Source organism: Haloarchaeobius baliensis (genome assembly GCF_052060055.1).
Taxonomy (GTDB): Archaea; Halobacteriota; Halobacteria; order Halobacteriales; family Natrialbaceae; genus Haloarchaeobius; species Haloarchaeobius baliensis.
The window spans coordinates 807315-819012 of record NZ_JBPPFR010000002.1 but is presented as its reverse complement, the minus strand read 5'-3'; the positions used below and the strand labels follow the sequence as shown (position 1 = coordinate 819012).

General features: G+C 67.5%; 15 protein-coding genes. 6 read left to right on the top strand and 9 right to left on the bottom strand.

Annotation, left to right across the window (positions count from 1 at the left end; genetic code table 11):
* Positions 1-12: 12 nt before the first annotated feature.
* Both ACSG06_RS14970 and ACSG06_RS14965 read right to left on the bottom strand, forming a co-directional pair.
* Complete coding sequence (locus ACSG06_RS14970) at positions 13-762, bottom strand: class I SAM-dependent methyltransferase (RefSeq protein ID WP_440991081.1); 750 nt, start codon at positions 760-762, stop codon at positions 13-15.
* 61 nt (positions 763-823) lie between these two features.
* Positions 824-1147 carry an ArsR/SmtB family transcription factor gene (locus ACSG06_RS14965; RefSeq protein WP_440991080.1) on the bottom strand — a complete coding sequence of 108 codons (324 nt, stop codon included), beginning with the start codon at positions 1145-1147 and terminating at the stop codon, positions 824-826.
* Between the two features lie 275 nt (positions 1148-1422).
* Here ACSG06_RS14965 and ACSG06_RS14960 point away from each other — a divergent pair, with 275 nt between their 5' ends.
* Positions 1423-1743 carry a hypothetical protein gene (locus ACSG06_RS14960; protein ID WP_440991079.1) on the top strand — a complete coding sequence of 107 codons (321 nt, stop codon included), beginning with the start codon at positions 1423-1425 and terminating at the stop codon, positions 1741-1743.
* Between the two features lie 136 nt (positions 1744-1879).
* On the top strand, positions 1880-3616 hold the full coding sequence (locus ACSG06_RS14955) for an acyl-CoA carboxylase subunit beta (protein ID WP_440991078.1): 1737 nt from the start codon (positions 1880-1882) through the stop codon (positions 3614-3616).
* Positions 3617-3953: 337 nt separating this feature from the next.
* Here the strand turns inward: ACSG06_RS14955 and ACSG06_RS14950 are convergent, their stop codons facing one another.
* Together ACSG06_RS14950 and ACSG06_RS14945 are read right to left on the bottom strand one after the other, a co-directional pair.
* Positions 3954-4532 carry a PH domain-containing protein gene (locus ACSG06_RS14950; RefSeq protein ID WP_440991077.1) on the bottom strand — a complete coding sequence of 193 codons (579 nt, stop codon included), beginning with the start codon at positions 4530-4532 and terminating at the stop codon, positions 3954-3956.
* On the bottom strand, positions 4529-5194 hold the full coding sequence (locus ACSG06_RS14945) for a PH domain-containing protein (protein ID WP_440991076.1): 666 nt from the start codon (positions 5192-5194) through the stop codon (positions 4529-4531). Before ACSG06_RS14945 ends, ACSG06_RS14950 begins: the two co-directional genes overlap by 4 nt.
* A 129-nt stretch (positions 5195-5323) precedes the next feature.
* Here ACSG06_RS14945 and ACSG06_RS14940 point away from each other — a divergent pair, with 129 nt between their 5' ends.
* Positions 5324-6013: a J domain-containing protein gene (locus tag ACSG06_RS14940; RefSeq protein ID WP_440991075.1), complete on the top strand. Its 690-nt coding sequence runs from the start codon at positions 5324-5326 to the stop codon at positions 6011-6013.
* On the opposite strand, the gene ACSG06_RS14935 is transcribed toward ACSG06_RS14940, so the two are convergent.
* From ACSG06_RS14935 to ACSG06_RS14920, 4 genes are all read right to left on the bottom strand, one after another.
* Positions 6010-6618 carry a toll/interleukin-1 receptor domain-containing protein gene (locus tag ACSG06_RS14935; RefSeq protein WP_440991074.1) on the bottom strand — a complete coding sequence of 203 codons (609 nt, stop codon included), beginning with the start codon at positions 6616-6618 and terminating at the stop codon, positions 6010-6012. The two genes, ACSG06_RS14940 and ACSG06_RS14935, sit on opposite strands and share 4 nt — an antisense overlap.
* A gap of 31 nt (positions 6619-6649) precedes the next feature.
* Entirely contained in the window at positions 6650-7105 is a 456-nt protein-coding gene (locus ACSG06_RS14930; RefSeq protein ID WP_440991073.1) for an HNH endonuclease, read from the bottom strand.
* Positions 7106-7179: 74 nt separating this feature from the next.
* Complete coding sequence (tpiA, locus tag ACSG06_RS14925; protein WP_440991072.1) at positions 7180-7824, bottom strand: triose-phosphate isomerase; 645 nt, start codon at positions 7822-7824, stop codon at positions 7180-7182.
* Between the two features lie 116 nt (positions 7825-7940).
* Positions 7941-8339, bottom strand: coding sequence for a YlbF/YmcA family competence regulator (locus tag ACSG06_RS14920; RefSeq protein WP_440991071.1), 399 nt, complete (start codon positions 8337-8339; stop codon positions 7941-7943).
* A gap of 158 nt (positions 8340-8497) precedes the next feature.
* Here ACSG06_RS14920 and ACSG06_RS14915 point away from each other — a divergent pair, with 158 nt between their 5' ends.
* The 3 genes from ACSG06_RS14915 (at position 8498) to ACSG06_RS14905 (ending at position 10747) form a co-directional block, all read left to right on the top strand.
* Positions 8498-9004, top strand: coding sequence for a hypothetical protein (locus ACSG06_RS14915; RefSeq protein ID WP_440991070.1), 507 nt, complete (start codon positions 8498-8500; stop codon positions 9002-9004).
* Between the two features lie 72 nt (positions 9005-9076).
* A complete protein-coding gene (dph2, locus tag ACSG06_RS14910) occupies positions 9077-10114 on the top strand; it encodes a diphthamide biosynthesis enzyme Dph2 (RefSeq protein WP_440991069.1) in 1038 nt (345 codons plus the stop codon).
* 90 nt (positions 10115-10204) lie between these two features.
* A complete protein-coding gene (locus ACSG06_RS14905) occupies positions 10205-10747 on the top strand; it encodes an NUDIX hydrolase (RefSeq protein WP_440991068.1) in 543 nt (180 codons plus the stop codon).
* Positions 10748-10821: 74 nt separating this feature from the next.
* Here the strand turns inward: ACSG06_RS14905 and ACSG06_RS14900 are convergent, their stop codons facing one another.
* The gene (locus ACSG06_RS14900) at positions 10822-11679 is read right to left on the bottom strand and encodes a hypothetical protein (RefSeq protein WP_440991067.1); all 858 of its coding nucleotides are present in this window, start codon (positions 11677-11679) and stop codon (positions 10822-10824) included.
* Positions 11680-11698: the final 19 nt, after the last annotated feature.

Here is an 11698-nt window from a genome sequence, read left to right as displayed (position 1 = left end):
CGCGACCGCCGCTCACGCCGCCGTCGCCCGAACACACAGTATCTGGGGCCGTTCGTCGACCTGCCACTCCTCGTTCGCGAGCGGCAGGTAGGATTCCGGTGGTTCGGGTTCGAGCGCGCGGTCCAGCCGGAACCCAGCGTCGGCGAGCGCGGTCAAGATGTCGGTGACGGGCCGGTGGAACGTTCGCACGGGCGCGTCCCAGCCGAGTTCGACGGGCTGCCGGTCGTAGTACCGCTCGACCGACTCGAACGCGAGGTAGAGCTGCATCGGGTGGATCATCGTGAAGACGAGCGTGCCGCCGTCGGCGAGCACCCTGTGGAGCGATTCGAACGCCGCGTCGAGGTCCGCGACGTGGTCCAGCACGAGGTGGCTGAGTACCACGTCGAACGCGGCGTCCTCGAACGGGAGCGGCTCGCTTAGGACGGCGTGGCGGAACGTCGCGCGGTCGTCGAACCGGTCCGCCGCCGTCTCGACGGCCTGTTCGCTGGCGTCGATGCCGGTCACAGTCGCACCGCGGTCGAGCAGCCAGTCGACGTGGTCGCCGACGCCACAGCCGGCGTCGAGCACACGCTCGTCGTCGAGGGTGGGCAACAGATCGCGGGTCGCCGGCCAGGAGTAGTGGCGCTGGAGCGGGTTGTCTCCCCACGGCGTCGTCCAGTCGTCGTCGGTCGAGTCGCCGTGGCGTCCGGCGAGTTCGTCGTAGCCAGCCCAGGGTCGGGTCGATACATCTGTGTCGTCGTCGGACGGGCTATCGGAGGGCAACGTACGACCGTCGTGGGGGTGCCGTGGTATACTTTCCCCCGGTCGTGGGCTCGGCCGGTCCTCAGAGCTCGTCGTCCACGAGGTCCCGGCGGTACGTCACGTCGATGGTGAAGCCCCCGTCGCGGAGCTGGAAACAGACCTCGTCGAGGTTCGTCCCGTAGGTCCGGAAGTGGTTGCCGTCCTCGTCGACGCGCTCGTGCTCGACGACGAGGTCGTGGTCCTGCAGCACGTCGAGCCGTCGGTAGATTGTCGCCTCGGAGGTGTCACACCGGTCGGCCAGCTCCTGGGCGGACAGCTCCTCGACGGAGGTGAGCGCGAGGATCCGGCGGGCGTCCGCGCGCTCGAACACGTCGAACAGCGTCTCCGCGTCCCACTCGTTTGGCACGCCCGAGCGGAGACGCCACAGACGCAAAAACGTGTGCGTTCGACGGCAGCTTCACCGTATGAGAACGTCATCGTGTCCGCCCGCGACGATTCCACTGAACAGACCGAGACGAACGCCGGTGTGACACGGAAGATACACGGACCGGGCTCGATGTGTTGACGAGTGACGAGGTCCTGCCCGTACCGAACTCTGCCGTCAGCGGGTCCTCCGAGCTTCACGAAGCCAGAACTGGCACCACTCCCTTTTCCCTGGAACCGGCCATATGCGGGTGAACGATGTCACAGAGCTTCCGCGGACAGGCCGGCACGAAGACGAAGGAGAGCATCGACCTCACGTTCGAGAAGGAGACGTTCTACCAGCTGGTCAGTCGGTACAAGTGGACGAGCCGCTGGCTGGCGCTCCAGCTGTTCCTCCTCGCCTGGACGATGACGGTCCCCTACCTCTGGCCCAACGGCACGGAGCTGGCCGGCGTCGTCTTCGGTGTCGGGCTCACACTGACGATCTTCGTCGCCATCGCCGGACTGGTCGTGGCAACGGTGAACGCCGGCCGCCGGCTCTACACCGCGGTCCGGAACAGCGACGGCATCGCGGCGTGAGCTGCCGGCCAGACGCCGTCCGCCGCCACCGGTTGCGGTCTGACCGCTGCCATCTCGATTCCTCCCGGCCACCTCGGCAATCCTCGCGGCAACCCAAAGGGAAACCTTTCTCACGAAACCGCGCGCACGCCGAGACATGAAAGTGCGCATCAGCGAGGGCGCGTCGGCCGAGGAGGCGTCGGCCATCGCGGCCGCGCTCGCCGAGCACGTCGGGGACGACGTCGAGGTGTACGTCGGGCAGAGCGACGAACCGGCCGCGACCCACGACGCCCCCGAAGGCGACGCGGGCGAGTCGGACGTCCCGGCGGAGTACGAGGACCTCGGCCCGACCGAGCGCGAGGAACTGCTGCTCGAGCAGATCGAGGAGATCCTGGAGGGCGGCCCCGCGAAGTACAAGGACACGCTCCACGAGGAGGACAAGCTGTTCGTCCGGGACCGCCTCGACCTCTGGTTCGACCAGGACGACGACGACGCGTTCCTCTTCGAGGACGGCCGGTTCGCGGAGTTCGACGCCGACGACAAGCTGCCCGCCGACGGCCTCATCACGGGCGGCGCGACGTTCGACGGCCGCGACGTCCACTTCATGGCCAACGACTACACGGTCAAGCGCGGGTCGATGGCGGCCAAGGGCGTCGAGAAGTTCCTCCGGATGCAACAGCGCGCGCTGAAGACCGGCCGCCCCGTCCTCTACCTGATGGACTCCTCGGGCGGCCGCATCGACCAGCAGACCGGCTTCTTCGCCAACCGCGAGGGCATCGGGAAGTACTACTACAACCACTCGATGCTCTCCGGGCGCGTCCCGCAGGTCTGCGTGCTCTACGGCCCGTGTATCGCCGGCGCGGCGTACACGCCCGTCTTCGCGGACTTCACCGTGATGGTCGAGGGGATGTCCGCGATGGCCATCGCATCCCCGCGGATGGTCCAGATGGTGACCGGCGAGGACATCTCGATGCAGGAGCTCGGCGGCGCACGGATGCACGCCGAGGAGTCCGGGAGTGCGGACCTCGTCGCCGAGAGCGAGGAGCACGCCCGCGAGCTCGTCTCCCAGCTCGTCACCTACCTGCCGGACAACAGCGACCAGGACCCGCCCCGGGCCGAGTCGAGAGCACCGGCACATCCGCCCGATGGCATCGACTCCATCATCCCGCAGGAGCCGAACAAGGGCTACGACATGGAGCGGGTCATCGAGCGCGTCGTCGACGAGGGGAGCTACTTCGAGCTCAAACCCGACTACGGCAAGGAGATCATCACGGCCTACGCCCGCATCGACGGCCGGCCGGTCGGCATCGTCGCCAACCAGCCCGCCCAGCGCGCCGGCGCCATCTTCCCGGACGCCGCCGAGAAGGCCGCCGAGTTCATCTGGAAGTCCGACGCGTTCAACATCCCGCTGCTGTACCTCGCCGACACGCCGGGGTTCATGGCCGGCTCGCAGGTCGAGAAGGACGCCATCCTGGAGAAGGGCAAGAAGATGATCTACGCCACCTCCAGCGCGACGGTCCCCAAGCAGTGCGTCGTCGTCCGGAAGGCCTACGGGGCGGGCATCTACGCGATGTCCGGGCCGGCGTACGACCCCGAGTCGACCATCGCGCTTCCCTCGGGGGAGATCGCCATCATGGGTCCCGAGGCGGCCATCAACGCGGTGTACGCCCGCAAGCTCAACGAGATCGACGACCCCGAGGAACGGGCGCAGCGCGAGGCCGAGCTGCGCGAGGAGTACCGCGAGGACATCGACGTCCGCCGGATGGCGAGCGAGGTCGTCATCGACGACGTCGTGCCGCCGTCGTCGCTCCGCACGGAGCTCGAGAACCGGTTCCGGTTCTACGAGACCGTCGACAAGGAGCTCCCGGACAAGAAACACGGCACCGTCCTGTAGTCCGAACGGCTCGTTCGAATCGGCAGGGCCGTACTACGGTCCCGTCGAACCATCCCGTCGGCTGACGGTATCGTGGTCATACATAGGTCATCGAACACCGTAGAACGTCTGCCCGAGGACCGTTACGAATCGTCGACCACGACCGTTTCGGCCGTCGGGACAGGTAACACGGCGGACCGTCGATCCGCCGGTTCCCCCCTTCAGGGAGGGAAGATTCATCGTCCCCACGGCGGCGCGACCGCGTCGCCACCTCGACACCGCGGGCGCCCGACCCCATCCACACCACCCAGTCGTCTCTCGGGTGCCCACGAATCCGTTCCGCCCCGTCGATGCCGTCTCAGCGAGACGACCGTTCGTACCGTTCTGCCGCCCGCCGCAGCTGTCGTACCTCCGCGAGCACCGCCTGCCACTGTTCGACAGTGCCCGGGAGCTCGTCGTCGCCCCCGTCGAACGCCTCTCGCTGGTCGAGGACGAGGTTCTGGACCGAGCGTGGGTCCTCGATGTTCCAGAACGTCAGCTCCGTGCCCATCCCCCCCGCCGTGTCGACCGAGACGGTCCCGTGGCCGAACAGCGTCCCGAACAGGCCCTGCTCGTAGGAGCTGTTCTGGACGCTCTCGAAGCCGACGGCGAGAACGTCCCGGGAGAACACGCCCTGCTTGCGATAGCAGCGGCGGTCCGTGACGACGAACTCGACGTTCCGGATCCAGACGTACGTGAGCACCGGGGGCAGGATGCCCAGAAGGGCGAACGGCCACACCGGTACCGGGAACGCGTCGGGCGACAGCAGCGCCATGCCTGCCGGAACGACGGCGATCAACAGCCCGACGAACAGCGCTGGGTAGATGCTCTGGACCCGTGGCGAAGCCGACCAGAGCACCTCCTCGCCGTCTTCCAGCGTGAGCCAGTCGCGGCTCATCGGCCGTCGGTGTCTGTCCGGTCGTCGCTCTGGTGCTCGTTCCCCGGCTGTCGGGGCGTCACCTGCTGTGACCCGCCCCGGGGTTCCTGCGTCCCACCGCCGCCCTCACGTGCCTCGATGCGTTCGAACGTCTCCCGCATCGTGCGCAGCTCGGTGAGAATCTCGTCGAGCACTGCGCCCTTCTCGGGGGCGTCCTCGTCGCGGCGGTCGCTCCCCCGGCGGTTCTCCTTGATCAGCCGGTTGATGCGCTCCTGGACCGACTTCGGGTCGGCGACCGACTGGAACTGCATCTCGACGCCGGAGCCGCCGGCGGTCGAGATGTCGACGTTGCCGTAGCCGAAGTAGGTCCCGACGACGCCCTGGCTGAACGAGATGTTCTGCACCTTGTCGAAGTCGACGCGCTGGACGTTCCGGGAGAACACGCCCGACTTCGTGTACAGGCCGTCGGTCGTGACGACGTACTCCGTGTTCTCGCGCCAGAGGTACGCGGCGACGATGATGATGATGCCGACGAGCAGGATGATCAGCGGGACGCCGAAGATGAGCGCCGGCACGATGCTCATCGGGTGGGGGTTGCCCGACCAGACGATCTCCTCGTCGGCGTCGAGGCTCAGCCAGTCGTACTCCGAGCCCCCCGCGTCGGCCGAATCGGTGGCTGTCATAGCCCAGAGTTCTCCCGGATGAAAGAAATAGCTACTGCAGTTTCCCCACGCTCGCGTCTGGCGGTCGTCGGCCGTTTCCTTCCACGAAGGCTGAACACTAATATAGGATGAATCCCTTTGACTCATTCGATGGCTGTGGTCGAACGACACGCCTGTGAAGGCTGTGACCGCGAGTTCTCCCTCGACAACCTCCATGCGGTCACGATGCCGGGTGGGTCGCGAGCCGTCTGCTGCCCGGAATGCCGCGAGTACGCGGAGACGGTGGCCGACAACGGCTCCGATATCGACCAGCGACGCCGCGAGTGCGACGGCTGCACAGAGGAGCATCTCGTCTCCGAGCTCGAGGAGGTCATCCTCTCGGACGGGACGAGCGTGCTCTGCTGTCACTCCTGTGCCGAACACGCCCCGTCGAACGACGATTCGGGCTCGCGCCGCCAGGAGGAGAGCGAGGCCGAGACGGCGGCCGAGCTCGAGTCGAAGGCGCCTTCGAAGGCGAGCCGCCAGCGCAACCTCTGCCAGCAGTGCACCGACTGGTACTCCATCGAGCTCTACCGCGTCGTCACGGTCGACGACCGGACCGAGAAGTTCTGCCCGGACTGCATGGAGCAGGCCCGGGACGACGGCATCATCAAGGACGTCCGGATGCGGCGGGCCGAGGCGTACGAGGTGCTCGGCGCGTCGGGGTTCGAAGACGCGGACGACCTCCGCGACGCGTACATCGGGCAGGTCAAACAGGTCCACCCCGACCGGGCCAACGGCTCGCGAGCGGAGTTCAAGCGGGTGCAGGCCGCCTACGAACGCCTGCAGGACGAGTTCTAGACCGGGTCCTCCCGTCGCACGTAGCCGAGCGTCGCCGGATTGAAGAAGTACTGCGCGTCGCACTCCTCGCAGGTCGCCACCAGTGCCTGGTTGTGCTCGTACATCTGCCAGCACTTCTTCTGTGTCTCCTCGATGTCGAGGGTCACCGCCGTGCCACAGCTCTCGAAGTTACAGGGGAAGCGGACGAACCAGTTCGGCGTCGAGAGCGTACCCAGCGGGGCGAGCTCCGAGCGGAGTCTGCAGAGCAGGTTGAACACCGTCACGTCCATCTCGTCGGGATCGAGGTCGACGCCCTCGTGTCGTTCGAGGTAGCCCTTCGGCTCGACACCAGCGGCGTACAGCGGCAGGATGGGGATGCCCTTCGCGACCGCGTAGCCGATCTCCTGGTTCACCCAGCGGCTCGTGGCGCCCGCTTCGGTGAGGACGACGACGAGCAGGTCGCTGTTGGCGAGCCGCCCCTCCAGGTCCTGCCGGTTGCGCCCGGGCTCGATCTCCTCGAGCGCGATGTGGACGTCGAGATGCAGGTTCTGGACCGTCGAGAACAGCTCCTGGACGAGGTCGACGTCCGACGGCGCGTGCGAGACGAACACCTGCTCTTCGGCCATGCGAGAACCTCGCCGGTCGGCTACTAAATCCTTACCCACTGTCGTGGACCCGCTCGTGGCAGATCGGACACAGCGCGACGACGTTGTGGACGTGTCGGTGGCCGTTCCCGTCGGGGGAGACGACGGCGTGCAGGTGGAGCACGTCGCCGACGACGAGCGCCTCGCGAACCCCGCAGCCCCGGCAGCGACCGTCGTCGCGGTCGAGCACGCGTTCGCGGGCAACCGGTAGCCCGCCGCAGTCCGCCCGCGAGCCGTCGGCGGTGTGGTCCTCGGCACAGTTCGAACAGAGGGCGATGCCGTTCGTCTCGTGGTCGCTGTCGGGGACGATGGCCCGTTCGCGGGCGTCGTCGTCACCGCAGTTCCGGCAGACGCCCGCCGCGAGCGCGGGCCGCTGCTTCCGTTCGAGACCACCGACCTCGGCGACCGCGCGGGCCGCCGCATCGACGTTCAGCGACGCGAACCTCGTCACCCGTTCTCTCGCACCCATCGAACTTTGTTCGGCAGCCTATCGACTTAATTATTTCTATCAACAACCATGCGAACAAAGGCGTGTTCGCGTGTTCAGAGCGGCGCGACGAGGTCGTCGAGCGCGGCCCGCGGGTCGTCTGCCTTCGCCACGCCCGAGGCCAGCAGGACGCCGGTGGCGCCGAGCTCCCCTGCCGCCGCGAGGTCCTCGCCCGTCGAGATACCGGCCCCGCAGAACACGTCGACGTCGGGGTCGACCGCTGCCGCGGCCGCGACGGCGTCCTCGACGATGTCCGGGTCGGCCTGGCTGACGGGCGTGCCGGTACCGATGAGCTCCGGCGGCTCCACCGCCACGGCGTCCGGGCCGAGCGCCGCCGCCGCGCCGACCTGTGCCGGGTTGTTCGCACAGACGACCGTCTCCAGCCCGGCGCGCTCCGCCGCGCGGACCGACCCGTCGAGGTCGGCGAGCTTCACGCGGTACTCCGAGTGGTTGATCAGCGTGCCCGTCGCGCCGGCGTCGGCGACGGTCTCGGCGAGCGTGTGGCCGGTCTGGCTCCCCGGCTCGACCGGGTCGACGTGCTGGCCCCAGGTCTCGACGCCGGTCTCCGCGACCGCCTCGAGGTGGGCCGCCTGCGGTGCGACGGCGATGCGGACGCCGCTGTCGTCGGCCGCGTTCGCCGCCGCGGTCGCGACCGCGACGGGGTCACACGGGTACGCCTTCAGGTTGACGAGGACGAACATACCGGAACCGGGTTCCGCTGCGACCAAAAGCGTGTCTCTTCGGGTAACCGGACCGACGGGTGGCGGCACACTACTCGTCCACACGAAACCGCGAAGCCGCGGATGAGAACTCCGGTTCAGTCGTTGCAGCAGCCACTCGCCTCGTCGGCGAAGTCGAGGCCGAGCTCGGCGGAGATGGTGCCGTTGACGCGCTCCAGCCGGGCATCGAGCTCGTTCTGTGCCTCGAGGTACTCCGCCATCGCGGGGATGTCGTGGAGCTCCTGCTGGGTCTCCTGCAGTTCCTCCAGGTCATCCTGGGACGCCTGCCCGGTCTGGCGCGCGAGCATGAACTCCTGGCGCACCTGCTCGAACTCCTCGATCTTCGCCTGGGCCTCCTCGCTGGCCTCGACGGCCGCCTGGGCCTCGTCGAACCGCTCGTACTCCGGCAGGTCACGCAGCGCGCGACCGAGTTCGCGCGCTCGCTGCTCGACGGAATCCGACTCCTCGGTGCTCTCGTCGCTCGTCTCGATGCTCATGGCAACCGTTTGGGAGCGAACGTGTTTCAACCTGCCGGAGCAGCGACGTTCGTCCGGAAACGTGCCTCTGGACCACCCTAATGGCCTGTTAAACGGTCTGAACGAACGTTGAACGGAATGAGTGGTTGATGTATGTCCGGGTCGGAGTGGAAGCTACGATGCCACGCCGGAGCCCGACGGTACTCGTCGTCGCCGAGGATGAACTGACCCGCCAACGCTATCGGTCGGCACTCGAGGACAGCCGGTACGACGTGGTCGCCACCGGCGTGCCGGACGAGGTCCTCGCGACGGCCAAGCAGGCCTCGGTCGCCGCCGTCGCCGGCCCGGTCGGCCCGCGAACACGCCGCTCCCTCCTCCGGACCCTCAGCGAGCGCGCACCGGGCTGTGCGCTGGTCTCGCTCGGCAGCGAGCGGCCACCCACGGGGCCACACGACGCACACCTCGAGGCACCGGTCTGCCCCGACGACCTGCTCGCGACGGTCGACCACCTCGCGACACGTGCGGTCTACTTCGAACGGCTGGACGCACTCGTCGCGGCGGCCCGTCGCGCCACCGCAACCGACCCCGGCAGACTCACCCGGCTTCGCGACGAGACTCGGCAGCTGCAGGGCTCGTTCGATTCGACCGACTTCGAGGCCGCGTTCCGGCTCGTCGACGTCGCCTGAGCCCGGCTCGGCCGTTCTCTCGACCGTTCCGAACCGTCGAAGTTAACCGTCCGTGCCGGCTAATCCGGTCCAATGAGCCAGGAATCGTACTCCGAGGGCGACCTCCGGAACACCGGTATGTCCCTCAAGCACGACCGCGAGTGGGACTATGAGCTCGACCGCATCGTCGAGGCGGTCGAGGAACGCGACGCAGACAAGGTCGGCCTCCAGTTCCCCGAGGGGCTGAAACGACGCGGCCCGCGGGTCGCCGACGACCTCCGCGAGATCCTCCCCGAGAACGTCACCGTCCTCATCTCCGGGCAGCCCTGCTACGGCGCGTGCGACCTCGACACCTTCCTGATGCGCCGCACCGACGTGTTCGTCCACTTCGGCCACTCGCCGATGAAGGAGTCGGACAAGATCATCTACGTCCCGCTGTTCTCGAACGTCGACGTCCTCCCGAGCGTCGACCGCGCCATCGACGAGGAGCTCGAAGGCGACGACGTCGGTCTCGTCACCACCGCCCAGCACATGAACCGGTTCGAGGAGATGCGCGAGCACCTCGAGGACGCCGGCTACACCGTCCACACGCGCAAGGGCGACGACCGCCTCACCCACGAGGGGCAGGTGCTCGGCTGCAACTACGCCTCCGCGGACATCGACGCCGACCAGATCCTCTACGTCGGCGGCGGCAAGTTCCACCCGCTCGGGCTCGCGATGGAGCACCCCGACAAGAAGGTCGTCATCGCCGACCCCGTCAACAACGTCCTCACCATCGCGGACACGGAGAAGTTCATGAAGCAGCGCTACGGCGCCGTCCACCGCGCGATGGACGCCGAGAAGTTCGGCGTCATCTTCTGTACGAAGATCGGCCAGGGCCGCTGGGACCAGGCCGAGGAGATCGTCGACAACAACGACAACGCGTACCTCATCACCATGGACGAGGTCACCCCGGACCGCCTCCGGAACTTCGACATGGACGCCTTCGTCAACACCGGCTGCCCGCGCATCACGACCGACGACGGCCCGCGGTTCCACAAGCCGATGCTCACGCCCCAGGAGTACCGCATCGCCATCGGCGAGGAGCCGCTCGACGCGCTGGAGTTCGACACGTTCCACGGCACCTGGTGACCGTCGACGACCCCACTGCGGGTTGGCGGATTCGACAGGAAATATCATTACATAGAAACGTTTTATTCGGGTGGGGTGGTAGTCGCTGACATGGATATCGATTCCATAGCCGTGGTCCCCGAGTACTGCCACCGATGCGGAGGCGAAGTCGAAACCACAGAGTGGGAGGGAGACGAGCATCCCTGGTGTCCCGACTGCGACACGGTGCTCTCCCGTCACCCCGTCCCCGGCACGCACATCGTGGTCTACGACGAGGAGCGCGTCCTCATGCTCGACGAACCGATTCCACAGCACGAGGGGTTCCTCAGCCTCCCGGGCGGGTTCGCGAAGTACGACGATGGTCCGAAGGAGGCCGGCCTCCGGGAGCTCGAAGAGGAGACGGGCCTCACCGGCGACCCCGACGACCTGTCGTTCGTCACCGTCCTCCACGCGGAGTTCCCGTCGACCTCCCTCTACCTGCTCACCTACGCGGTCCACCGGTCGAACGTCTCTGGCGAACTCAGGGGCGAGGCCGAGGGGTTCGAGGCCGCCTTCCACCCGCTCGAGGAGGTGCTGTCGGCGACGGAGCGGGTTCGAGATTCGGACCAGAAGCGCATCGGGCTGGCCGTCGACGGCGCGGCAGGTGCCACGTAGCGATTGAGTGCGCCCGGTCCAACCCTGCAACCGCGGCGGATTTCGCCACACTCCCCGGTACCTGGTGAGCCGCGTCAGCGAGCCGTGAGTTCGTAGCTCGCCCCCTGGTACGCGACGACGACGGGACTGTTGCTCCGCCGCACTCCCAGCCCCCAGGACGTACTGTTCCGGAGCTCCACCTCCTCGATGCCGTCCTCGAACCGTGGGATGGTGTTCCGGAGCCGTGGGAACCTGACGAGCTGTTCTGGAATCACACGCCGGTCCGACGCCGCATCTCCTGCGCGGCGGGCCGTGACTGTGGCACCGTTCCCGGTTCCACCGCCAGCATCGACGATCAGTGTCGACCCCTCGCGTTCGGTCGAGAGCTCTCTGGGCTCCGGAGACAGCGGTTCGGCGTCGAACTCGAACGGCCACGCGACGCGAACCTGTCCGTCATCGTCGAACCATCCCGTCCCGGTCCAGACGTACCGACCACCGCCAAGTCCGTTGAACCAGGCTCGTTCCGTCTCCTCCGGCGAGTGCTCCACGTCCGTGGTCGATGTGGAGAAGTTCCCGGACCACTCGTGGCTCGCTCCCGAATCGAGGTGGTAGAGCGGCTCGGGGACGACCCACGGTCCGATGAGGTACTCCTCACCGTCCACCAGCTTGTGGAGTCGGTAGCCGTAGAAGTTCGTCGAGAACCGTGCATCCGTCTCGTTCGTCATGACGAACGAGACGTGTTCGCCGGGTTCGACCGTCGTCGGACCCGAGAGCGAGAACCTATCGTCTGTTCCCGCACAGACGGTCGGCCGTTCGTCGTCGAAGTTGGGACAGTCAGGGATATCTCCCGCCGTCGTCGGGTTCGTGGTACCAGCCCCGTCGCCGGAGAGCGGGCCACCGAGACAGCCCGCTCCGACGACTCCGAGGCTCGCGAGGAGGGCGCGCCGTCGCATACCGGGCAGGTTTCGTTTC